The 24383-nt window shown below is 47.1% G+C and carries 16 protein-coding genes; 11 read left to right on the top strand and 5 right to left on the bottom strand.

The annotated features are described in order from the left end of the window. Positions 1–16: 16 nt before the first annotated feature. From R3D00_14945 to R3D00_14935, 3 genes are all read left to right on the top strand, one after another. Positions 17–1624 carry a sulfatase gene (locus tag R3D00_14945; protein ID MEZ4774480.1) on the top strand — a complete coding sequence of 536 codons (1608 nt, stop codon included), beginning with the start codon at positions 17–19 and terminating at the stop codon, positions 1622–1624. A 22-nt stretch (positions 1625–1646) separates the two neighbouring features. Further along, a complete protein-coding gene (locus R3D00_14940; protein ID MEZ4774479.1) occupies positions 1647–3386 on the top strand; it encodes an arylsulfatase in 1740 nt (579 codons plus the stop codon). A gap of 136 nt (positions 3387–3522) precedes the next feature. After that, positions 3523–3906 carry a DUF805 domain-containing protein gene (locus tag R3D00_14935; GenBank protein MEZ4774478.1) on the top strand — a complete coding sequence of 128 codons (384 nt, stop codon included), beginning with the start codon at positions 3523–3525 and terminating at the stop codon, positions 3904–3906. On the opposite strand, the gene R3D00_14930 is transcribed toward R3D00_14935, so the two are convergent. Together R3D00_14930 and R3D00_14925 are read right to left on the bottom strand one after the other, a co-directional pair. After that, positions 3894–5174, bottom strand: a complete 1281-nt coding sequence (locus tag R3D00_14930) for an amidohydrolase family protein (GenBank protein MEZ4774477.1) — start codon at positions 5172–5174, stop codon at positions 3894–3896. The genes R3D00_14935 and R3D00_14930 overlap by 13 nt on opposite strands. An 11-nt stretch (positions 5175–5185) precedes the next feature. Continuing rightward, the gene (locus R3D00_14925) at positions 5186–5992 is read right to left on the bottom strand and encodes an SDR family oxidoreductase (protein ID MEZ4774476.1); all 807 of its coding nucleotides are present in this window, start codon (positions 5990–5992) and stop codon (positions 5186–5188) included. Between the two features lie 228 nt (positions 5993–6220). Here R3D00_14925 and R3D00_14920 point away from each other — a divergent pair, with 228 nt between their 5' ends. The 6 genes from R3D00_14920 (at position 6221) to R3D00_14895 (ending at position 16124) form a co-directional block, all read left to right on the top strand. Then, positions 6221–6955 (top strand): polyprenol monophosphomannose synthase, encoded by a 735-nt coding sequence (locus tag R3D00_14920; protein MEZ4774475.1) that lies wholly within the window; start codon positions 6221–6223, stop codon positions 6953–6955. Between the two features lie 79 nt (positions 6956–7034). Continuing rightward, a complete protein-coding gene (gene fbaA, locus R3D00_14915) occupies positions 7035–8111 on the top strand; it encodes a class II fructose-bisphosphate aldolase (GenBank protein ID MEZ4774474.1) in 1077 nt (358 codons plus the stop codon). Between the two features lie 80 nt (positions 8112–8191). Continuing rightward, entirely contained in the window at positions 8192–8983 is a 792-nt protein-coding gene (trxA, locus tag R3D00_14910; GenBank protein ID MEZ4774473.1) for a thioredoxin, read from the top strand. Positions 8984–9035: 52 nt separating this feature from the next. Then, on the top strand, positions 9036–11774 hold the full coding sequence (locus R3D00_14905) for a T9SS type A sorting domain-containing protein (GenBank protein MEZ4774472.1): 2739 nt from the start codon (positions 9036–9038) through the stop codon (positions 11772–11774). Between the two features lie 80 nt (positions 11775–11854). Then, the gene (locus tag R3D00_14900) at positions 11855–15157 is read left to right on the top strand and encodes a glycosyl hydrolase (GenBank protein MEZ4774471.1); all 3303 of its coding nucleotides are present in this window, start codon (positions 11855–11857) and stop codon (positions 15155–15157) included. Between the two features lie 28 nt (positions 15158–15185). Further along, complete coding sequence (locus R3D00_14895) at positions 15186–16124, top strand: alpha/beta hydrolase (protein ID MEZ4774470.1); 939 nt, start codon at positions 15186–15188, stop codon at positions 16122–16124. 80 nt (positions 16125–16204) lie between these two features. Here the strand turns inward: R3D00_14895 and R3D00_14890 are convergent, their stop codons facing one another. From R3D00_14890 to R3D00_14880, 3 genes are all read right to left on the bottom strand, one after another. Then, positions 16205–17617, bottom strand: a complete 1413-nt coding sequence (locus R3D00_14890) for a SusD/RagB family nutrient-binding outer membrane lipoprotein (GenBank protein ID MEZ4774469.1) — start codon at positions 17615–17617, stop codon at positions 16205–16207. 22 nt (positions 17618–17639) lie between these two features. Further along, positions 17640–20801, bottom strand: coding sequence for a SusC/RagA family TonB-linked outer membrane protein (locus R3D00_14885; protein ID MEZ4774468.1), 3162 nt, complete (start codon positions 20799–20801; stop codon positions 17640–17642). 169 nt (positions 20802–20970) lie between these two features. Then, complete coding sequence (locus R3D00_14880) at positions 20971–21501, bottom strand: GNAT family N-acetyltransferase (GenBank protein MEZ4774467.1); 531 nt, start codon at positions 21499–21501, stop codon at positions 20971–20973. Between the two features lie 183 nt (positions 21502–21684). Here R3D00_14880 and pepT point away from each other — a divergent pair, with 183 nt between their 5' ends. Both pepT and R3D00_14870 read left to right on the top strand, forming a co-directional pair. Next, a complete protein-coding gene (gene pepT / locus R3D00_14875; GenBank protein ID MEZ4774466.1) occupies positions 21685–22926 on the top strand; it encodes a peptidase T in 1242 nt (413 codons plus the stop codon). Positions 22927–22943: 17 nt separating this feature from the next. After that, positions 22944–24383: a pyridoxal-dependent decarboxylase gene (locus R3D00_14870; protein ID MEZ4774465.1), complete on the top strand. Its 1440-nt coding sequence runs from the start codon at positions 22944–22946 to the stop codon at positions 24381–24383.

Raw genomic sequence — 24383 nt, 5'->3', positions numbered from 1 at the left:
TTTTATCCTTATCCTCATGATTCAGCGAACCGGTGCCCTCCTTTTTTTTCTGCTTCTTTCAGGATTCATTCTCACTGCGCAAACCACTTCCAAACCCAATATTCTGTTTATCGCCATCGATGACCTGAAACCCGTATTAGGGTGTTATGGAAACAAATTGGTACAAACCCCCAATATCAACCGTTTGGCGAGGCGCAGTACGGTATTTCTCAACAACTATTGCCAACAGGCCGTATGTGGCCCGACACGTGCAAGCCTGATGACAGGCATGCGTCCGGACTATACCCAGGTATGGGACCTGAAAACTACCATGCGAAGTGTAAATCCTGATATCCTCAGTCTTCCCCAATACCTTATCAGTCAGGGGTATTCTACCCAGGGGATAGGAAAAGTTTACGACCAGAGATGTGTGGATAAAGACATGGACAAACCTTCGTGGAGCGTACCCTATTATAAAACCGATGAGAAGTATTATGCGCCTGAAACGGGAGAACCGGCCTTAGGCAGATACCAATTGCCCGAAACCAAAGCACTTGCCGCCAAATACCGGCAGGAAGCGATAGAAAAAGGACTGGGAAAAGGCGAAATCAACGACTATGTCGTGGCCCGGATCAGACCAACCGTAGAGGGAATAGATGTTCCGGACAATGCGTATGTAGATGGGGCAAATGTGCTTCAGGCAAAAGACATTTTGGCCGAACTGAGCAAAAATCCCCAGCCATTCTTTTTTGCCGTGGGACTATCCAAACCCCATTTACCATTTGTCGCGCCAAAAAAATACTGGGACCTGTATGACCGGGAAGACATGCCGCTTGCCGCTTTTCAGGAAAAATCAAAAAACGCCGTCGATATGGCTTACCACAATGCCGGTGAGCTGCGCAATTATTCGGATATACCAGATTTACTGTCTTTCACAGATCAGAAAGATTTTGGCCTCACGTTACCCGTTGAAAAACAGAAGGAGCTAATCCATGGCTATCATGCTGCAATCTCCTATACCGATGCAAATGTGGGGATTCTCCTCCGGGCTCTGGACTCCCTCGGGCTGAAGGACAATACCGTGATCGTTTTGTGGGGAGACCATGGCTGGCATTTGGGCGACCATAACCTCTGGTGCAAACACTCCAACTTCGAGCAGGCAGCCCATGCCCCGCTGATTATCTGTGCTCCCTGGTTGGCTGGATCCCGGGCAGCCTCTCCTTCGGAGTTTATCGATATTTTCCCGACGCTATGTGAACTTGCCGGGGTATCCATCCCTAATCACCTGCATGGAAAAAGTCTTGTCCCTGTGATGAAAAATCCGTCCGCTTCCGTGAAGACGTATGCAGTCAGCCAATACCCGAGAAGTGGTCCCCTGGCGGAATCTGAAAGACTGGGCTATGCCAGCAATAATTATATGGGATACTCGATCCGCACCAACCGCTACCGGTATACACTATGGATGGGAGATAATTTCAGAAGTAATCAGCCGTTTGACGAAAAACTAGTGGTCGGGGCTGAATTGTACGACTACAAAAAAGACAGGCTGGAGAAAGTAAATGTCGCGGAAGATCCTAAATATCAGGGCATTGTGGATGAAATGCACAGCAAAATGATTGATTTTTTTAACTCCCAGAATTTCTAGGCCGCCGCAAACCCAATTAACAATGAAACATCCCGCTTCCCCATTTTACAAGACTTACGCACAGGTATTTTTTTCAGTGCATATTCTTTCTTTTTGCTTTTTCGGCTTTACCCATCATCTCCATGCACAGGTATCGGGAAATAAACCCAATGTAATTGTAATCCTGACAGATGACATGGGCTATTCCGACATTGGATGTTTTGGAGCTGAAATCCGCACACCAAATATCGACCGGCTGGCAGGAAATGGGTTGCGGTTTACCCAATTTTACAATACGGCCCGTTGCAGTCCAACCCGTGCATCACTGCTTACAGGATTGTATCCTCACCAGGCAGGCATGGGGCATCTGTCCACCAATAATTTTGAACAACCCGGATACAGAGATGATCTCAGCAAAGATGCAGTAACCCTGGCCGAAGTTTTCCGCCAGGCAGGATACGCGACTTATATGACCGGCAAATGGCATATTTCACAGAGCATACACTTTGATGGCGATAAAAGTAACTGGCCATGTCAGCGGGGGTTTCAGCGCTACTTCGGGACATTGTACGGATCTGGCAGCTATTACGATCCGGGATCTCTCACAAGCAACAATACATTAATCGCACCCGGAAAGGACTTCTACTATACAGATGCGATCAGCGATACAACGGTAAAATTTATCAGGGAACATCCCCAGGACAAGCCGTTTTTCTTTTATGTAGCTTATACCGCTGCGCATTGGCCGTTACATGCGCCCGAAGACCAGGTAAATAAATATAAAGGGCAGTATGACAAGGGCTGGGATGCTGTTAGGGAAGAACGATTTAAAAAGTTAAAGGCACTGGGCATTATCAGCGACAATTGTGTGCTGACGGAAAGAGGTGTTGACATCCCCGAATGGAAAGATGAACCGCTGAAAGCATGGCAGGCACGAAGAATGGAGGTATATGCTGCCATGGTTGATATTATGGATCAGGGTATCGGCAGAATTATTACAGCCCTGGAAGAGAAGGGAGAACTGGAGAATACGGTTATTTTTTATATGCATGATAATGGCGGATGCGCGGAGCCACAGGGATCAGATAAGCCAGAAGTACCGCTTACGGAGGAACAAAAAATCCTGAAGCCATTTAGTTATGATTCTGTCTTTTACGGTAAAAACCCTGTCTATACCCGTGAGGGGAAATTTATCAGAAAAGGAGAAGGGGTGATGGCCGGCCCGGCCGATACATGGGTTGCATATGAGGCAGAATGGGCCAATGTAAGCAATACCCCTTACCGTTTGTACAAACACTGGACTCATGAAGGGGGCATAGCTTCTCCGTTGATTGTCCACTGGCCTGCCGGGATACAAGCCAAAGGCGAACTTCGCAGACAACCGTCTCATCTGATTGACATCATGGCTACCTGCATAGAGATCGCGGACATCGATTATCCCCAAACATTCAACGGACATACCATTCAGCCTTATGAAGGGGAAAGTCTTTTAAAGGCTTTTGAAAACAAGCCGTTGAAAAGAAAACCTATTTTCTGGGAGCATGAAGGCAACCGGGCGATTCGCGATGGAAAATGGAAACTGGTCTCTCAAACTCAGCATTTCAGGATATTTACTGCCGGGGATGAAAATGCCTGGGAACTTTACGATCTGGAAAAAGACCCATCTGAAACCCAAAACCTCGCTACAAAATACCCAAAGAAAGTAACGAAAATGGCCGCACTTTGGGAAAAAGAGGCCATCCGAACAAAAGCAAAACCCTGGCCCTGGAAAAAGGGAGACTAACCCGCCTCACACCTACTCTAATTTTTACATTAAAAAAATATTTATGGAATAATTTCTGACCACAATAACGATTGCATGGCAAAAATTGTTAAACTTGGGGACAAATTACCACTTGCCCAAATACTAACAGGAAAATATGTTTAAACACCCTTTTTCTTTTGACGGCCGTATCCGGCGGACAGAGTATGGTATCAGTTATATTATTTACACTGTCATTTACGTTTTCATCAATCTGCTATTAGTTTCTGATTCAAATCTGTCTTTAATAGCTTTTGTCCTCTATATTCCGCTTTGGGTTTTTCTCCTGGCTCAGGGAGCCAAAAGATGTCACGACAGAGGAAATAGCGGTTGGTACCAGATTATTCCGTTTTATGGATTATGGATGCTATTTGCCGAAGGAGATCATGGTCCCAACGAATATGGCCCTGATCCCAAAAATCCCCAGTACAAAAATATGGAGGATGATTTAATCGAGGAAATTGGCAGTGACTCACAGGATACTGATAACTACTTCACCTGAATTCCATTCTGCCATACGGCTTCGATATTTCTGATATCTTTTATCTGTGCGGTGGGTCTGCCATTGACCAATATAAGATCCGCTTTTTTCCCAACGCTGATCAGTCCTTTTTCGTGATCGGCCTTCAGGGACACAGCAGCGTAGAATGTTGCCGTGCGCAAAGCGTGTTCGGGAGTAAGACCTGCCTCAACCAGTAGCTCAAGTTCCCGGTGAAGACTTTCGCCAAAGGCCATATTTCCCTGCGTATCTGTTCCCGCACCAATCAATACTCCGGCAGAATCAAGTCTGGGCAAATTACGCATTCGCCAGGGCTGATCATTTAATACACCTTGTGCTTCTATGACCGAAAGTGTCGGTACATAAAGCACTCGCTTCTCAGCCATTAATTGGATAATGTCATCGGGCAACGCTTCGCCTGTGCCGTGTTCAATGGCATCTGTCCCCCAGGCAGTTACTTCGGCCACATCACGGGCGGTTCCGGTATGCACGGTTACCCAGAGGTTATTTTCATGGGCCGCCGCAATAATTGTCTTCAGTACAGTCGAATCTAGTTTGGGAAATTTTCCGCCCACATCGTCATATACGGCTTTAATGCCATTTACGCCCATATTTGCCAGTGCTACCACTTCTGCGCGGGCAGTTGCAGTATCGTTTACCTGACGGGTTCCATTTTCCACGAGGTAAGCATTGCCTTTGTAAATCGTGCCGGCAGGATGTCCGTCTGGCGCCGTAAATAATGGACCCGCGCAATACACTTCCGGGCCGGAGAGATCGCCATTCTGAATCTGCTCCCGGAGTTTGAGAATATTGCCAGCAATATCACCGACAGACCGAACCGAAGTGACGCCGGCGGCATGCAGATTTTTTCTCACATCTGGTCGCTGGCGGATATAGTCAAACAGTTGGCGGAATGAGGAAAGTTCGCGGTTTTCTTTGGAAGGTGCGTAAAAATGAATGTGCAAATCGATCAGTCCGGGAATCAGGCTTTTGCCTTTTCCATCAATGACTTTCGCACCTTCACCTGGTTTACAGTCTTTACCGAGGCAGTCAATTACCCCGTCTTTTACAGAGACGTGGGTTGAACCCAGCACTTTTTCGCCGTCAAACACTTCTATATTGTGAAAAAACACAGCCTCTGCCTTGTCTTTTTCAGGCGTGTACAGATTGGCTCTGAGTAAAATATAAAAAGCAGCCGTACTGATACTGGTAAACAAAATGACCAGTATCAATACGGTACGAAGACAGCCTGAAGGTTTTGCCTCAGCCATATGATTTATCTCTAGGTAAGTTCGTTAAGAATATCTGTTGAAATTCCTACACTGGAGAATCCCCCATCGTGGAAGAGATTCTGCATCGTCACTTTCCGGGTATAGTCGGAAAACATCATGATACAGTAATCTGCACATTCATCAGCGGATGCATTGCCCAGCGGAGACATTTTTTCACCATAGGTAAGCATTTTATCAAAGCCTGCTACCCCGGTTCCGGCAGTAGTGGGTGTAGGAGACTGAGAAATGGTATTAATCCTTACTTTACGCTTGATACCATAGTGGTAGCCAAAACTGCGCGCAATAGATTCAAGCAGGGCTTTGGCTTCTGCCATATCATTGTATTCGCTGAAAGTACGTTGTGCGGCGACATAACTCAGGGCCAGAATAGACCCCCAGTCGTTCATCAGGTCGCGCTGATACAACGACTGAATAATACGGTGAAAGGACATCGCAGAGATGTCATAGGTTTTGACCAGCCATTCGTAGTTCAGATTGGTATATTCACGTTTTTTGCGCACGTTGGGTGACATACCGATAGAATGAAGGACGAAGTCGATTTTCCCAAACTGTTCGGAAGCCACATCCAGCAATTTGGCAATATCCTCCATGTTGGTGGCATCAGCCCCCACAACCTGAGCGCCGGTTTTTTCGGCCAGTTGGTTGATTGTACCCATACGCAAAGCCACAGGCGCATTGGTGAGGACAAACTGTGCGCCTTCTTCGTGCGCTTTTTCAGCCACTTTCCATGCGATAGAAAGCTCATCCAACGCGCCAAAAATGATTCCTTTTTTCCCTTCAAGTAGTTTTTTTGCCATGAATTACGAATTGTTTTAGGGTGATATGGGGTGCAAGTACGAAAGTTTTTCTTAAGGAATCAAGACTTTGCCCACCGCTCAGCACGTTACAGAACTATAGCTTTTGGCGTTTAATGTGCAGAAAACTATGGAAAACAGAAAATCAATTGCGCAGAAACGCAACATTGGTTTTGAACTTGATGCAGGATTATTTTTCTTTGCGCTGGAAAAAATGAGACGTGCCAGACAATGGGTGAGCAAATAGTTATTGTCCCGACGTACAACGAACGGGAAAATATTGAAAGCCTGATCCGCAAGGTTCTTCAGATGCTGCCAGAGGCGCATATTCTCATTATTGAAGACAACTCGCCCGACGGAACTGCCGACATCATCAAAACCCTTCAGCAAGATCCGGACTTTGGCTCCAGGATATTTATGGAGCAACGTGCGGGAAAACAGGGTCTTGGCACGGCATATATCCACGGGTTTCAGTGGGCATTAAAAAATGGCTATGAATTCATTTTTGAAATGGATGCCGATTTTAGCCACAACCCCAAAGAGCTCCCGGTCCTGCTTGCGGCATGTAAAGATGAAGGCAATGACCTGGCTATTGGCTCCCGGTATGTAAATGGGGTGAATGTCGTAAACTGGCCCATTGGCCGTGTTTTGATGAGCTACTATGCCAGTGCATATGTGAGGTTTGTGACAGGTATGTCCATCAGGGATACGACTGCAGGTTTTAAATGCTATCGGAGGGCTGTGCTGGAAAAAGTGCTGGAAAGACCTGTCAGGTTTGCCGGGTATGCCTTCCAGATAGAGATGAAGTTCCGGGCATGGAAATATGGCTTTAAAATTAAGGAGGTGCCCATCATTTTCAGAGACCGCACCATGGGCGAATCCAAAATGACAAGAGGAATCTTTAAGGAGGCTGTTCTTGGAGTAATCAAAATGAAAATTTCTTCGTGGTTTGTAAAATGGAACTAAGTTGCCGGGGAAATTTTGTACCTTTGCAGGCTAATAACCCTTACCCCCGGTAATCAGTCAGATTAAACATATTCAACTCATGAGTACTAAACTAAAATTCCGGCCTGGCGTTCTGCACGGAGATGAAGTGCAGGAACTGCTCAACTATGCCAACGAAAAGAATTTTGCACTTCCCGCTGTAAACGTAGTGGGAACGAACACGGTAAACGCGGTTCTGGAAGCTGCCAAGGAAGTAAACTCTCCGGTAATGATCCAGTTTTCAAATGGTGGTGCGGCTTTTTTTGCAGGTAAAGGACTTTCCAATGCAGGCGAAAAAGCAGCAATAGCCGGCGCTATCTCCGGAGCACACCATGTTCACCTCATGGCAGAAGCTTACGGAGTTACCGTGATTCTTCACACCGACCACGCAGCAAAAAAACTTCTTCCCTGGGTAGATGGCATGCTGGATGCAGGTGAAAAACATTTTGAACAATACGGTCGCCCGCTCTATAGCTCGCATATGCTCGACCTTTCAGAAGAGCCGATCCACGAGAACCTCGAAATCTCTTCAGAGTACTTTAAAAGAATGGCGGCTATCGGTATGACCCTCGAAATCGAACTGGGGGTAACCGGTGGTGAAGAAGATGGGGTTGACAATTCCGATGTTGACAGCTCACGTCTTTATACCCAGCCTGAAGAAGTGTCTCTCGCTTACGAAACATTAAAAGCTATTTCTGATCGCTTTACCATTGCTGCTGCTTTCGGTAATGTGCATGGTGTATATAAGCCAGGTAATGTTCAGCTTCGCCCGATTATCCTGAAAAACTCACAGGATTTTGTTCAGAAAAAATTTGGTACCGGCCCCAATCCCATCAATTTCGTTTTCCATGGCGGCTCAGGATCTTCCCGCGAAGAAATCCGCGAAGCAATTGAATACGGTGCAGTAAAAATGAATATTGATACCGATACGCAATGGGCATACTGGGATGGTATCCGCGCTTACGAAGCCAAAAATCGCGGCTATCTCCAGGGACAAATCGGAAACCCTGAAGGAGCAGATAAACCAAACAAGAAGTTTTACGACCCGCGCGTATGGTTACGTGAAGGAGAAAAAACGCTGGTAAAACGCCTCCATCATGCATTCGAAGACCTTAATGCAATCAATGTTCAGGGATAGTCCTCTCTGTCTTTGAAATTTATATTCTATCCGCGTCTGGTTCTCCAGGCGCGGATTTATTCATCTTAAGACTTACAGCTATGACGCATCCCTTCGATTTTCAAAAAGATGTATTAATAAAAAGTACAGAAATACCGGTAGTCGTTGATTTCTGGGCTCCTTGGTGCGCCCCCTGTCGGATTCTGGGACCGGTAATTGAAGAACTTGCCGCAGAAGCCAACGGGCGCTGGGAACTGGTTAAATTAAATACCGAAGAACAACAACAGGTCGCTCAGCAATACAACATCAAAAGCATTCCCAATGTCAAGATGTTTTTCGAAGGAAAAGTTGTCGCCGAGTTTTCGGGGGCTCTTCCCAAATACCAGATTGAAAAATGGCTGTCCCGCCATTTACCTGACCCCCGCACCCGAACCTTCCACGCGATCCTTCGCAGATTGGAACACGATCCGGAAGCCATGTCTCAGCTCTATTCCTTTGTCTATGACAACCCGGATATGGGAGAGCCCCGGCTGACACTGGCAGGGATTATCCTTGTTGAAAACCCCGCAGAAGCGATCGAACTGCTTGAACCTCTCAAAGCGGGACATCCGTTGGCAGGTCATGCCGAAGATGTACGGACCATGGCTCAGTTACTAAGTTTTGAAACGACCGATGACACGGTCGTGGCTTCCAGACTCAAAGCCGCCAGAGAAGCGCTCTGGGCATCTGACTGGGAGGAAACACTCGAACTGCTGATTGAGTGTATTTCCATAAATAAAACATACGCTGGTGAGCTCCCAAGAAGAGCTGCCATCGCTGTTTTTCACCATCTGGGAGAACAACACGAATTATCCAAAAAATATCGCCCAAGATTCAGTATGGCGCTCTACTAAACGGTAGGGTTTTGCATAAGGAAATTGTTTCATAGGAAAATTGACCATTGCTATGAATCAAAAGGCTTTTCTGATTTTGGGAGTAATAGCTTTCGTTTGCACCATCCGGAGCTTCAGTCAGCCTTTGTTCAATAACTCTTTACCTACTTCCTTACCAGAACTGGAAGCAAACTTTATCCATTGGTCAGGCGAACATTCTCTCGACAGCACCAAAGGATGGAAGTGGTATGCACGATGGCAGGAACATTATATGGCCCGCGCTGACGGAAAAGGAAATCCCTCGGACCCATCGGTTGTTTTTAGCGAAATCATGAAAGCTCATCGGCTGCGGTCGCAGGGGCATATTGCCTCTGCCCGTACAGCCAACTGGTCTCCCGTTGGTCCAATGGCCGTACCAGCGAGCCCTGATCCCACTTCCCAACACGGAATGGGACGCATAAACACGGTTCTGTTTCACCCCACAGATCCTCAAACTTTCTGGGTAGGTGTTGCACAGGGCGGTATATGGAAAACTACCAATAGCGGTCAATCCTGGACCCCGCTTACCGATGACCTGCCCATTCTCCGAATCAGTGATATTGCCCTTGACCCTTCGAATCCGCAGGTCATGTACGCCTCGATTGGAGATTATGCCTATATGGGCGTTGCGCTCAACCTTGACAACCGCAAACGCCATACCCATTACGGACTCGGTGTGTACAAAACTACCGACGGAGGACTTACCTGGAACCCTACCGGACTCGGATTTAGCCAGACACAGCTGGATGGATCGCTGATCCGGCGCGTATTTGTCCATCCCTCCCAACCCAATACGCTTTTGGCAGCGGGAATAGACGGTATCTGGAAATCGTGGGATGGCGGACAAATTTGGAGCCATATTTCTGACAGCCTCATCTGGGATATTGAAAAACATCCTGCCAACCCTAACATCCTCTATGCCTCTACGGGGTTTGTTGCAACCCTTCAACAGGGAACAGCCGGCATCATGAAATCTACAGATTTTGGCGATACCTGGACAGTACAAAACACGCCATTCCCCGGAAAAAATGCCGTGCAGCGCATAGAGCTGGCGATTTCTCCCTCCGATCCTGAATATGTCTATGCCCTTGCCTGCAATATGGCTCGCGGGTTTTATGGGCTATCCCGCACCACCAACGGAGGTTCAACCTGGGAATTACAATCTGACCAGAATTCCGCCCCCAATATCCTCCACTGGTATGAGGGAAACAGCGGGAACGATGGGCAGGGAACCTATGACCTGACCATTCTCGTGGATCCCAACAACAAAGACCGGATATATACCGGAGGAATCAACCTCTGGGGTTCTGACGATGGTGGCGCTTCCTGGAAGGGCATTTCTTACTGGCGGGGCGATTTTGGCCCCAGTGTCCATGCAGATCAGCATTTTCTCAGTTATAATCCACTGGATGACAAATTTTATATTTGCAATGACGGGGGCATTATGCGCACCGATTCGCTAATCTTCGGGTCATGGGAAGATGCATTCTCCACTGGCGGTTATAACTGGCCTACGCAATGGGAAGATATCAGCGATGGAATCAACGTTACTTCCTTTTATCGGATAGGAATCACCTCCGCATTTCCGGATAATCTTATAGCCGGAGCTCAGGACAATTCGACTTTTTTCAAGACCGGCAATGCCTGGTTGAATATTATCGGTGGGGATGGAATGGAATGCATTATTCACCCTGACGATCCCGGTACTATTTATGGATCATATCAATACGGCGGACTCACGCGATCTTATGACGGTGGGCAGAATATAGATTATGGAATTGCGAGTGCCATTACGTCCGGTGCAGGAGAAGCAGGGGCATGGACCACCCCCTATGTTCTTCACCCCAATGACCCCGACTCTGTTTACGCAGCTTTTGGCAATCTATGGATATCTGACGATGGCGGTGATGTCTGGACAAAAAAGTCCAACTTTGCACCCATGACAGGGGTTGGTTATCCTTCGCCAGCCTCAGCCCTTGCAGTCGCACCTTCAAACCCACAGGTGATTTATCTTGCAAAAAGAATTTACCACAGTTTTAATCAGCCATCAGAATTGTGGCGCACAACCAATGGGGGCGACTCATGGACAAATATAACCGCAGGTCTGCCAGACTCGCTCTTTTTCTCAGACCTGACAGTAGCAGATAACAATCCCATGAAACTGTGGGTTACCGTGAGCGGATTTACCCCTGGCGGAAAAGTCTTTACCTCAGATAACGGCGGAAACAGCTGGACAGATATTTCATTAAACCTGCCCAACCTGCCAGCCAACACCATCGTGTATCAGCCGGGGACTACCGCCAATCTGGTTTATGCTGGAATGGACAGAGGTATTTGGATATTGAGCGATACCGCCAGCGAATGGCAACTTTACAGCGAGAATCTTCCCAATGTCATCATCAGCGAACTGGAGATCGATCCGGTTGCTGGCAAAATATATGCAGCTACTTTCGGCCGGGGTGTATGGGTCAGCGACGTGGTGGAAACAAACCCACCAGCCTCCTTATACCAAAACCAACTATACAAACTGGTCGCGACTATTTATCCCAATCCGGGTAAAGGCAATTTCACATTGGAATTGCACGATGCCCGGATGCCGAAAGTAGATTTGCAAATCATCGACATAATGGGCAGGCAGATTTTCAGCCATTCTATTTTTCCCCTTCAGGGAGAATATCGCGGCGATTTTTCACAGAATCTTTCCCCCGGCCGATACTTTATCCGACTTACTGCAGGGGGCCGTTCCAAAGTCCTTTCATATCTGGTAGAATAGCTTATGTGTCGGGGGTTTTTTGCAGAAAAGGGAAATTGTGGTAATTTCCCAATTATGCTCATTTAACGCAACTCACCAAAATGACACACAAAGCACTCTTTACCCTCCTTATTATTGTGTTTTCTATTCATTATCAAGCCTTTTCACAAAAGAAGGCCAAGAAAGAAGACGCCCCCGCAACGACTACCGAAGAAAAGGATCCGATGAATTCCGGCACCTTCTCCGGGCTAAAATTCAGAGCCATTGGCCCGGCTTTAACCTCGGGCAGAATTGCGGATTTTGCAGTTAATCCCAAAAATCGGGCAGAATATTATGTGGCCGTTGCCTGTGGCGGGGTCTGGAAAACTGTCAATGCCGGGACGACTTACGAGCCCGTGTTTGACGGCGAAGGCTCCTACTCTATCGGCTGCGTGACGATAGACCCCAACAATCCGGCGACCGTATGGGTAGGCTCTGGCGAAAACAATGCCCAGCGGAGCGTCGCCTACGGCGACGGGGTCTATAAATCCACCGATGGTGGTAAATCCTGGAAAAATATGGGACTCAAAGAGTCCGAACATATCGGCAACATTGTCGTCGATCCCAGCAACTCCAATATCGTTTTTGTCGCAGCCCATGGCCCACTTTGGCGCTCCGGGGGAGACCGGGGACTTTATAAAACCATTGATGGCGGTAAAAACTGGAAGAAAGTTCTCGAAGTGGATGAAAATACCGGGGTCAACGAAGTCATCATGGACCCCCGCGATCCCCATGTACTCTATGCTTCTACCTGGCAGCGCACCCGCAGGGTGTGGACCTTCATCAGCGGCGGCCCCGGGTCAGCTCTGTATAAGTCTACCGATGGCGGCGAAACCTGGGAAAAATCTCAAAGCGGATTCCCCGGCGGGGATCTGGGAAGAATCGGTATGGCTATTTCTCCGGTAAACCCAGATGTATTGTATGCCATTCTGGACGCAGAAGGCGGCAAAGGAGGGGTATTTCGTTCGACCAACCGGGGGGTTACCTGGGAAAAACGCGGGGACCTTGTTACCAGTGGAAACTATTATCAGGAGCTTTTTTGTGATCCGGTAAATGTAGATCGTGTCTATGCTATGGACATGCTCAACATGGTTTCCGACGATGGCGGAAAAACATGGAACCGACTGGGCGAAGAAAACAAACATGTCGACAACCACGCTTTCTGGATTGACCCAGCCTTCCCCGATTACTATCTCTCAGGATGCGACGGCGGTATTTATGAAAGTTTTGATCGCGGACAAAACTGGCAATTTAAGGCAAACCTGTCGGTTACCCAGTTTTATAAAGTTGCGGTTGATGAAGCAGAACCATTTTACAATGTGTATGGTGGTACTCAGGACAATTACAGCCTGGGAGGGCCTTCACGTACAAGCAGCCCTTCGGGCATCCTCAATGCCGATTGGTTTGTAACCAATGGCGGTGACGGATTTGAATCACAAATAGATCCCAAAGATCCCAATATCGTCTATGCACAATCTCAGTACGGGGGGTTAGTTCGTTTTGACAAACAAAGCGGGGAAGATATCTTCATTAAACCCATGGAAGGAAAAGGAGAAGCAGCTTTTCGCTGGAACTGGGATGCGCCTCTGCTCATTAGCCCGCATAATCATAAGAGGCTGTATTTTGCCGCAAATAAACTCTTCAAAAGCGAAGATCGCGGCGATAACTGGAAAGCCATCAGCGGAGATTTAAGCAGACAATTAGATAGAAATACTCTTCCTGTAATGGGCAAAGTATGGGGGGTGGATGCCGTTGAAAAGAACATATCTACCTCTATTTACGGAAACATCGTAGCCCTTGACGAATCGCCTAAAAAAGAAGGCCTGATTTATGTCGGCACAGATGACGGACTGATTCAGGTTACCGAAAATACAGGGGAAACCTGGCGAAAAATTGAAGCCTTTCCCGGAATACCGGAAAGAACCTACGTCAATATGCTGCTTGCATCCCTCCACGATGTCAATACAGTTTATGCGGCATTCAACAACCACAAAAACGGAGACTTCAAACCCTACCTGCTCAAAAGCACCGATAGGGGGCAGTCATGGACAAGTATTACCGCAAACCTTCCGGAAAGAGGTTCTGTTTATGCGATAGCAGAAGACCATGTGGATCCCAACCTTTTATTTGTCGGAACCGAATTTGGGCTTTTCTTCACCTCCGATGGCGGTAAAAAATGGATTCAACTCAAAAGCGGGCTACCGACCATCGCGGTACGCGACATAGCGATCCAACGCAGAGAAAATGACCTGGTGCTGGCTACATTTGGCAGGGGTTTTTATGTGCTTGATGACTATAGCTGTCTGAGAAATATCTCCAAAGAAACCTTTGCGCAGGAAGCGACCATTTTCCCGGTAAAAGATGCGCTTCTTTTTGTAGAGTATAGCCCTTTGGGAGGCAGAGGAAAAAGTTTCCAGGGAGCATCCCTTTTTACAGCAGAAAACCCACCGGTTGGGGCAGTATTTACTTACTATCTTAAAGATTCTCCCAAAACGCTGACGCAAATTCGCAAAGACCGGGAAAAAGAAGCTGAGAAAGCCGGAGAAGCAATCAAGTACCCGACTTTTGAGGAAATGCGTGCGGAGGACAATGAAGAATCTGCCTATACGCTATTCACGATTACAGATGAAAAAGGTGAAATCGTCAACCGGATCAAAGGCGGTACAGGTAAGGGTATTAACCGTATGGTCTGGAATTTCCGGTATGCCTCCAGCATGCCCATTCAATCAGGTGGTGGCGGACGCAGAGGTTTTGGTGGAGGTGGCGGGTATCTGGCCCTTCCTGGTAAGTACTTTGTGTCAATGGCAATCAGTGTCAATGGCCAAATGCGCGAACTGGTAGGTCCACAACCATTTATGGTTAATCCGCTCAATAACCTCACCCTTCCCGCAACTGATCAGGCTGCTGCACTGGCCTTTCAAAAAGATGCCACAGAACTGTATCGGGTGATCCGGGGAGCCAGCGACCTGCATAAAGAACTGACAGAAAAAAATACACGCATTATGGAGACCTGCAGGATTTACCCAAAAGTACCCGCATCCATACTTGGAGAGGCACGGGAAGCCGCGCAGGCGCTGATCAAAATTGACCTGCTGCTCAACGGAGATGCCAGCGTCGAAAAACGGCAGTTTGAAGTAGCCCCTTCCATCAACGATCGCATAAGCCGGGCATTATTTGGCCTTTACAGCGCACGCACTTCTCCAACAGGTACGATGCTTGAGCAATACAATATAGCCAGGGAAGAGTTTGAACAGGTAAAAAGCATGCTTCGTGACGTAGTAGAGAATATCAAGGATATTGAAGAAAAACTGGAAGCAGTAAAAGCGCCTTATACCCCTGGAAGAACTACAGTTTTAGAAGACTAATCGTATGAATAAGTCCATATTAACTCTTATGATACCAGGAAAGTTGCTGTTGGCAGCTTTCCTGGTTTGTTTGTTTTCTATGAATGCCTCAGCACAGGAAATTCCCAAAAACCTTCTTCCCCTCTGGAAAGAAAGCCCGCCCGACTGTGTGGAGGCGATTGAAACAGAGCTTGTCAAGGACGACCGGATCGGCAGGCGACTCAGCAAGGTGAAAATCCCCGGACTGGATGTATTTCTCCCTCCCGACTCTATCGCTACGGGTACAGGGGTGATTATCTGTCCGGGCGGAGGTTACACGATCCTGGCCTGGGATTGGGAAGGCACAGACATTGCCAAATGGTACAATGCACAGGGCATCGCGGCATTTATTCTGCAGTATCGGCTGCCGCACTGGATGGGAGAAGAATGCAGAAGTACAGCTGCCCTGCAAGATGCACAGCGTGCGATCCGGCTGGTACGAAGTAAGGCAGGCGAATGGAAGCTAAACCCCGATAAAATCGGCATAATGGGATTCTCCGCAGGCGGTCACCTTGCCTCTACGGCAGGCACACATTTTGACAGAGGGATTCGCGACTCCAAAGACCCGGTAGACAGGGTAAGCTGTCGCCCTGACTTTATGGTTTTGATGTATCCGGTAATAACGATGGATACCAGCTATGCACATATGGGTTCGCGGAAAAATCTTATAGGCGAAGATCCTTCAGAAAAGATAGCCGACTATTTTTCCAATGAAAAACAAATTACCCCGGAAACGCCCCCTACGATTCTTATACATGCAAACGATGATAAGAGTGTGGTGCCGGAAAACAGTGTGAATTTTTATCTCAATCTCCGGAAAAATGGCGTGCCTGCTGCCATGCATATATTCACGACCGGAGGGCATGGATTTTCCCTTGCCAAAGGCAAAGGCCCGGCTGAAAAATGGCCTGGACTCGTACTTGACTGGATGCAAGAACTTGGATTCTGATAGCATTTACGCATTACAGAAAGAACCCCCGGAACGCAAATGCATTCCGGGGGTTTTTCTATAATTAAAGCAGTTGTGGTCTATTTTGCCCACCACATTTTAGCACCAAACAAACCGGAATCATCCACTCCCTGCTTGCTGATCGCAGAGGCAAGATTGGTTCCATTGGTTGTAAACTCAGTAGTTGCATACGCAAAACGAAGGGGCACTCCTTTTCCAGGATATACAGAACCGGGTACTTCCTGAATAGTGGAAGGATAGCCAGTACGACGATATTCTGAAAAAGCCTCACAGCCATTTCCAAACAGAGCAATCCAGCGCTGGTTCGCTATCGCCTCTACAGCATTTGCATCAAAAGCGGCTTCAGCAGCAGTAATATAGTCGGTGTCAGGTGCAAGACCGTACATATCCATGGCAGCGGCTATACCGTCAAGATACGCCTGCTTGTCATTCTGAACTTCTGCTTTGATGAAAAGAACCTCCGCGTAAGTCATGATATGGGAAGGGCCTTTAGGATCGTCCCGGAAAGTAGGTCCGATAAGTGAAATCGTTCCAAAGTCTCCCGGCTGAACAGAACCATTAGGCTGCCCAACATAAGCAGTCGGATCATTTGCGGTAGGCTTAGCATATACAGCTAAGCGGGGATCGTTGAGGCTGGACAACAAATCAACCATCGTCTTACTGATAGCGTGGTCATTTCTGCCACTTAAATACTTGTTGGCATATAGTGGATTGGAGTAAGAAACATCACCTATATATACCAATGAAGCATTCTCGTCATTGCTGGAGATTACAGGAACACCTGCATTCAGCATAGATTCAAGCGTAGCTTTGGCGGAAGGATTTACGCCAGCCATACGGTTGAGCAGACGCATGCGGAGGCTATTGGCCAGTTTACGCCAGCTACTGATATCCCCGCCAAACAAAACATCACCGGCACCCAGATCATCGCCATTGTCGTCAAACATTGCAGCGGCTTGTTCCAACTGAGCAACCAGATCGTTATAGATATCCTGCTGGGAGTCATATACAGGCTGGATAGCTTCACCACCTTTCAAAGCAGAAAAATAAGGAATATCTCCCCACATATCAGTAATAACACTGAAAATGTGCGCTTTCATCGTCATGGAGGCAGCTTTCATATTAACGCCGACGCCTTCTTTTTCGATGATAGTTTGAAGATCAAGCAATGGCCCTACATACAATCCTGTCCAGTGAGCATCCATATTAGCCGTACGATAAGAATAATAATCCTCATCGATATACTGGATTTTCGCATAATGCTGAGCCCATAGACCGCCGTAGGTCATGTTCATATCAGCACCGTGAATCCGACTCACGCTATTGGTAATGGCTGATACCAAAATATTGGTTGAAGGTACATCTGTCGGTGCATTGGGGTTGGTATTCAGCTCGGCAAAATTGTCGGTACAAGCCGGAAACACCGAAGCAACCACCACCAGGAAAAATAATTTATACAAAAACTTTTTCATCATTATTAATTTTTTAGGTTAATCAGAAAGTAGCATCAACCGTAAAACCTACGGTGCGGGCGGAAGGTGTTTGACCAAATTCAAATCCCTGGATTCCATTGGCATTTCCAAATGCTGTTTCCGGATCAACATGCGGTATGTTTGAGAAAATCAGCCACAGGTTACGTCCGTATGCACCTACGCTTAGCTTGCCAAATGGTGTTTTGGAAAGGAAGCTGGAGGGCAGGTCGTAGGTGAGGTTAACTTCACGAAGTTTAACGAATGAACCATCAAAAATGGAACGGTCATGTCCTCCGAGTGACTGGTAGTAAAATACATTCCAGGTTTCTGCATCCATAGGAGAAGTATTGGGTGTACCGTCAGCATTGACACCGTCATATACATAGCCATTTTTAATTTCGTCAGCAGAACCACGTCCCTCAAGAGACTCCTGTAATACACCTGCATACCGACCAAACATATAGGTCATAGAGAAGATATCACTACCTTTTCTTACGTCAACCAGGAAGGTAAGTGAAGCATTCTTGTAGCGAATGGTATTGCGGATACCACCGATCCAGTCTGGGGTAATCGTTCCCAGCACACTGGGGGTAGCTTCTCTTACCGGCAGACCACCATCGAGGATGATATTACCTTTGTCATCATATTTGGCGGAGAACCCTCTGAAGTTTCCGTAAGCCTCGCCTTCACGTGCTTCGAGGTCCAGAGACCAGTAACGACCCAGACGAATGGCATCCACGCCTTCGGGCAACTCTCTTACCACAGACTTGTTTTTGGCGAAATTCACCATAATGTCCCATCCAAAATTGGTAGTGCGGATTGGCGCAAGGCTGAGCATAAGTTCTATCCCGCTATTGTCAATCTTGCCGGCATTAATGAGCTGGCTGGTATAACCGGTAGAAGGTGCAGCATCCACTGGCAGAATCTGATTGATCGTAGCCGCCTGATAATAGGTAGCGTCAAGTCCCAAACGGTTCTGGAATAATTTCACATCCAATCCCACTTCCAGAGAAGAGGTAAACTCAGGCGTAAGAGCCGTAGGAGGCAATACATTGCTGAGGGAGAAAGAGGGTGTACCCCCCCAGGCTGTATTCGCATTGTAAACCGCATTCAGCTGGTAAGGATCGGTATCAGAACCCACTTTGGCCCAGCCACCGCGCAACTTCACAAAGTTGATAAAATCAGGCATGGCAATCGCTTCTGAAAGCACCATACTCAGGTTCACCGATGGATAGAAGTAAGAATTACTTTCTACCGGCAGGGTCGAAGACCAGTCATTACGGCCGGTTATGTCTAAAAAGAGGAAATCTTTAAAAGCAAGAGATGCCATTCCGTAGACTGAATTGATCACTTTGTCAGATGTATACACATCGTTGATAGGATTTCCATCAGCATTGGATACGTTGTAAATTTCAGGAACGGTAAGCGCCTGAACTGTTACAGAGTTTCTCTCATAACGGCGGGTCATGTGGTTGGCACCCAGGTTAACAGTGAGCTGAAGGTCGCCAAATTGTTTGTCGGCAGTAACCAGCACATCGCTGTTCATCTCATTGACATACAACAGGTCTTCATCAAAACGACCGTTGGGATAGTCTTTGGTATCTTTGGCAAAGATACGCTTACGGCTTTCACGGTACAGGTCATCCCCTACTCTCGCCTTGATCCGCAACCAGTCTGTCAGTTGGTATTTAACTGCATAATATCCGTTGATACGGTCGCGGGTCTGTGGTTTTACGTTTTTGTAAAGTGTGTAAAACGGATTGTTCTGATAACTGTGAAGCCAGTTATAGTTGTTGCCAAACTCATCTTTTGTCTGCCACTTATCGCGGAGGTCATTGATATCAATCTGACGACCTGACCAGATAAACTGCTGTACGATGTTGTCACCAGCATACCCTGTACCCGGACGGTTGTCGGAGTGAGTCTGTGTGTAGGTAATATTACCTTCTGTGGTCAGTTTTTCGCTAAGATTTGCACCAAAGCTGAAGTTGAGGCTGGTTCGGCGGATGTCGGTATTAGGCACCATACCGGTCTGATCCATATTCGTAAATGACAAACGCGAATACAGCTTTTCGCTGGAAGCCGCAATGGATACGTTGTTGGTGATGCTCACACCGGTCTGAAACAGATCTTTGAAGTTGTCAGGATGAGCCACCCATGGGAGGTTTTTACCCTGATACTGGTCCATGAGAGCCCCTTCACCGGGTTCATCTGTCTGGCCGTCGCCATCATTGTCAATTCCATCATTTTCATTAATAGATGTGTTGAAAGCAGGACCCCAGCTTTCGTCAACACCATCATTTAAGCCTCCGTAGTTGCCATCAACATACCAAAACTGCTGGCCGGAGCCCTGACCAAACTCGTTCTGAAAGTCAGGAAGGCGAAGCGGATTGGAGAAACCAAAGTTGCCGGAATAGGTGATACCCAGGCCTTTCTGAGCACCTTTGCCGGTTTTGGTCGTGATCAGGATTACCCCATTGGCAGCACGTGAGCCGTAAAGTGCTGCGGCATTCGGACCTTTGAGTACGGAAACCGACTCAATGTCTTCAGGGTTAATGTCCATCGCGGCATTTCCATAGTCAACGCTGCCGTAACCGTCGTCACCATGATAGGTTCCGTTGTCAATCGGAATTCCATTTACTACAAACAAAGGTTGATTGTTTCCGCTGATAGAGGCATTTCCGCGGATAACTACGCGGGCAGAGCTACCCACATTACCTGAAGAACTGGTAATTTGTACACCGGCAATTTTTCCGGAAAGTGTGTTGACCACATTACCATCACGTGCTTTAGTAAGCTCTCCACCTTTTACATCCTGAACAGAATAGCCCAGGGCTTTTTTGTCACGGGATATACCTAATGCAGTAACAACTACTTCCTGAAGATACAACTCATCGCCACTCATTGTAATGTCAATGGTTGTTCTTCCATTAATTGCTACTTCCAGAGGCGCTTTCCCGATAAATGAGAAAACCAGCGTTTCTCCACTTTCTGGTACGCGAAGGGAATATTTACCCTGGGAATCAGTAAAAATCCCCACCGTTGTACCTTTCACCTGGACAGTTGCTCCTTCCAATGGTTCACCGCTGTCGCCATCGGTAACCCGGCCGGATACTGTCGTCTGCGCCCATGCGAAACTGAGCGACAGCGTGAAAGCAGTCACTAATAATAGAAAGTTTTTCATGAATAAAGCTTTTGGTTAGAAGTTGTGATATAATCTGAAAAGAACGTATTAGTAAATGTGCATTTCAGTTACAAAAAATGCAAGGAAATTCATCCGAATATGAAAGTTTTTAGAATTACATAGTTTCCAGAACAAGATTTTTAATCAGGAATTTTCCATAAAATAAGCCCTAAGCACCCGTATGGCGCCTTTTCCGCCAATGAAGTAGTGTTTCATCTTCACCGCATATTTCAAAGCCATTTTTTCGCAATACCCGCTGTGACGGGTAATTATCCCGGGGTGTATCTGCGGTAACGGTCCTTAGTTCAGGATTTTGCCACATCCAATCCAGCAAACACTCAACCGCTTCTGTGGCGATTCCCTGATTGTGATGCCGGTTATCTATCACATAACCAATCATGGTTTCGCCATTATGATTGGGCCAGGAACTCATGCCTATTCCGCCAATGGATTCGTTTTTCCCGGTATATACAATCTCCCAATGGGTAAACCACATATACCGCTCCGGATATTGACTGGTGTGAGAAATCCAGTAGGGTATGGCATCGTTCAACTCTGCCGCTATTTCTGCATTCATCCGGATTTCGGAAGGATTTAGCCCCAGTGATTGGGTAAGGAGATCGCGATTTTTCTGAAGCAACAACAACTGCTCCGTATTTAATGGAATAAGGGTAAGGCGTTGAGAATAAATACTAAACATGATTATTGGGATTAAATTTGTGGAATGAAAATTATTCAGACAACAGCTCTAATCCCTTCCAGGCATTGGAGTGGAAATGAAAGATAAAAGATAAGAAATAGGACTTTTCAGAGGCGTTTTATTACTTTACCGAAAGTAATAATTTCATTCTTTTTCCCCAAAGACCCTTTGTAAGTTTTTGTTATGAATATCTCACATACCGTTACCGAGCGTTTCCTCCGATACGTAACCATTGACACACAGTCAGATCCAAATTCTCCAACCTGCCCATCCACAGAGAAACAAAAAGACCTTGCAAAGGTTCTCCTGGCAGAACTGACGGCCATGGGTATTCCTGATGCGGAAATGGATGAGTTTGGGTACGTTTATGCTACCATTCCCCCCAATACCTCCAAAAATGTTCCGGTCATCTGCCTGTGTTCACATATGGACACTTCGCCTGACTCCTCCGGCACAAATGTAAAACCGATCCTTCACCGCAACTACCAGGGGTATGCGATTGCCCTGCCCGATGATCCTACTGTTGTCATTCGCCCAGACGATCACCCCGACCTGCTATCGCAGATCGGCAACGATATCATCACCGCCAGCGGCACTACTCTGCTGGGGGCTGACAATAAATCAGGGGTAGCTGCTATTATGGATGCGGCACACTATTTTATGACGCATCCGGAAGAAAAAAGAGGAAAAATACGGATTCTCTTTACTCCTGATGAAGAAATCGGCAGAGGGGCAGATAAAGTCGATATGGAAAAACTGGGCGCTCAGTTTGGCTATACCATTGACGGTGAAACGCTGGGTTCCCTGGAAGATGAAACTTTTTCCGCTGACGGTGCGATCATCACCATTTATGGCGTAAGCGCTCACCCTGGATTTGCCAAAGGCAAACTGGAAAGCGCCATTAAAATTGCGGGCGAAATCCTGTCCCGCCTTCCCAAACAGGGTCTCTCACCGGAAACCACCGACGATAAGCAAGGTTTTATCCATCCTGTAAGTGTCGAAGGGGTAGTCGAAAAAGCTTCTATCCAGTTTATTATCCGTGACTTTGATGATAAAAAACTCGCAGAACACGAAGCCATTCTCGAAAATATCATGCATGAGGTTCTGAAAAACTACCCATCTTCCCGGGCAGAATTGACCGTCAAAGCTCAATACCGCAATATGAAGAATGTATTGGATCAGTTTCCACATGTGGTAAAATACGCCGAAGAAGCCATTTTAAGGGCAGGAATTAAGCTGAAAAAACGAAGCATCCGCGGGGGAACCGACGGGTCAAGACTTTCTTATATGGGTCTTCCCTGCCCCAATATATTTGCAGGAGAACATGCCTTCCACTCAAAAGAAGAATGGGTTTCGGTTCAGGATATGGAAAAATCGGTACAAACGATTATTCACCTGTGTAAAATCTGGGAAGAAAAAAGCTAACAGCCCCATCCCCTCGTATGAACCTTTCCGAATTTCGAAAACAAGCACATCTGTTGGTTGACTGGATGACCGACTATCTGGAAAATGTGGAGACCTTTCCTGTAAAATCTCAGGTGGAACCCAGACAGATTTTTCATCAGCTCTCCCCTGCGCCTCCTTTTGAAGGAGAATCCATGGAAACCATTTTCGAAGATTTTCAGCGGGTAATTGTGCCGGGCATTACGCATTGGCAAAGTCCGGGCTTTTTTGCCTACTTTCAGGCCAATTCCAGCCCGCCTTCCATCCTTGCTGAAATGCTCACTGCCACGCTGGCCGCTCAGTGTATGATCTGGGATACTTCTCCCGCGGCTGCAGAGCTGGAAGAAATGATGATCAACTGGCTGAGAGATATGTGCGGGCTCCCCCATTCGTGGACAGGGGCCATTCAGTCCACTGCATCTGAAGCTACGCTTTGCGCCATGCTTTCCGCCAGAGAGCGAATCACTGATTTCCGCATCAACGAATCTGGCTTTGGGCCCTCTGACCGGATCCGCATTTATTGCTCTTCCGAAACGCATTCCTCTATCGAAAAAGGCGCCAAAATCGCTGGTTTTGGTCGTCAAAATGTGGTGAAAATTCCGGTTGATCTCCAACTCGCCATGCGTCCCGATGCACTGAGAAAAGCGATTGCCGATGATGTCGCTGCAGGATACCAGCCGGGCTGTGTGATTGCTTCCATTGGTTCTACCAGTACGCATGCGATGGATCCGATAAAAGAAATCGGTGAAATCTGTGAATCGCTGGGAATATGGTTTCACATCGATGCGGCTCATGCAGGAACAGCCATGATATTACCGGAATACCGCTACCTGATAGATGGGATAGAAAAAGCTGACAGCTATGTTTTTAACCCGCACAAATGGATGCTGACCAATTTTGACTGCACCGCATATTTTGTCAAAGATAAAGGCACGCTTATCCGCACATTTGAGATTTTGCCCGAATACCTGAAAACCCAACATACTTCCCAAACCAACAACTACCGCGACTGGGGAATCCCTTTGGGCAGAAGATTTCGCGCCCTGAAACTATGGTTTGTTATTCGCTCATACGGCCTGGCTGGACTGAAAGAAAAAGTGCGTAACGATATCAACAACAGCCAACATATCGCAGATGTCATTCAGGCCAGGCCAGATTTTGAGCTATTTATTCCCCCACCCCTGAATCTGGTCTGTTTTCGATTTAAGCCTGAAGGCAATTGGTCTGAGAACCAAATCAATGAATTTAATTCTCAGATTGTCAACCAGTTAAATGCTTCCGGTGAAATCTATATTACGCATACAAAAATCGATGGCAAGTATTTAATTCGCCTTTCCATCGGACAAACAAACATGACGGCAGCTCATGTTGACCGGGCGTGGAACCTGATCAGTACAAAAGCTGCCGAAGTTCTTCAATCTGCACACCTGTCCGGATAA

Source organism: Bacteroidia bacterium (assembly GCA_041391665.1).
Lineage (GTDB): Bacteria > Bacteroidota > Bacteroidia > J057 > J057 > JAGQVA01.
The sequence above is the reverse complement of the archived record's forward strand: the minus strand, read 5'-3'. Positions and strand labels throughout refer to the sequence as shown.

Coding starts and splice junctions, on each gene's coding strand:
- trxA (MEZ4774473.1), top strand. CDS start 8,192: ATGACGCATCCCTTCGATTTTCAAAAAGATGTATTAATAAAAAGTACA.
- R3D00_14925 (MEZ4774476.1), bottom strand. CDS start 5,992: ATGGCAAAAAAACTACTTGAAGGGAAAAAAGGAATCATTTTTGGCGCG.
- R3D00_14940 (MEZ4774479.1), top strand. CDS start 1,647: ATGAAACATCCCGCTTCCCCATTTTACAAGACTTACGCACAGGTATTT.
- R3D00_14870 (MEZ4774465.1), top strand. CDS start 22,944: ATGAACCTTTCCGAATTTCGAAAACAAGCACATCTGTTGGTTGACTGG.
- pepT (MEZ4774466.1), top strand. CDS start 21,685: ATGAATATCTCACATACCGTTACCGAGCGTTTCCTCCGATACGTAACC.
- R3D00_14945 (MEZ4774480.1), top strand. CDS start 17: ATGATTCAGCGAACCGGTGCCCTCCTTTTTTTTCTGCTTCTTTCAGGA.
- R3D00_14905 (MEZ4774472.1), top strand. CDS start 9,036: ATGAATCAAAAGGCTTTTCTGATTTTGGGAGTAATAGCTTTCGTTTGC.
- R3D00_14900 (MEZ4774471.1), top strand. CDS start 11,855: ATGACACACAAAGCACTCTTTACCCTCCTTATTATTGTGTTTTCTATT.
- R3D00_14885 (MEZ4774468.1), bottom strand. CDS start 20,801: ATGAAAAACTTTCTATTATTAGTGACTGCTTTCACGCTGTCGCTCAGT.
- R3D00_14930 (MEZ4774477.1), bottom strand. CDS start 5,174: ATGGCTGAGGCAAAACCTTCAGGCTGTCTTCGTACCGTATTGATACTG.
- R3D00_14895 (MEZ4774470.1), top strand. CDS start 15,186: ATGATACCAGGAAAGTTGCTGTTGGCAGCTTTCCTGGTTTGTTTGTTT.
- fbaA (MEZ4774474.1), top strand. CDS start 7,035: ATGAGTACTAAACTAAAATTCCGGCCTGGCGTTCTGCACGGAGATGAA.
- R3D00_14935 (MEZ4774478.1), top strand. CDS start 3,523: ATGTTTAAACACCCTTTTTCTTTTGACGGCCGTATCCGGCGGACAGAG.
- R3D00_14920 (MEZ4774475.1), top strand. CDS start 6,221: ATGGGTGAGCAAATAGTTATTGTCCCGACGTACAACGAACGGGAAAAT.
- R3D00_14880 (MEZ4774467.1), bottom strand. CDS start 21,501: ATGTTTAGTATTTATTCTCAACGCCTTACCCTTATTCCATTAAATACG.
- R3D00_14890 (MEZ4774469.1), bottom strand. CDS start 17,617: ATGAAAAAGTTTTTGTATAAATTATTTTTCCTGGTGGTGGTTGCTTCG.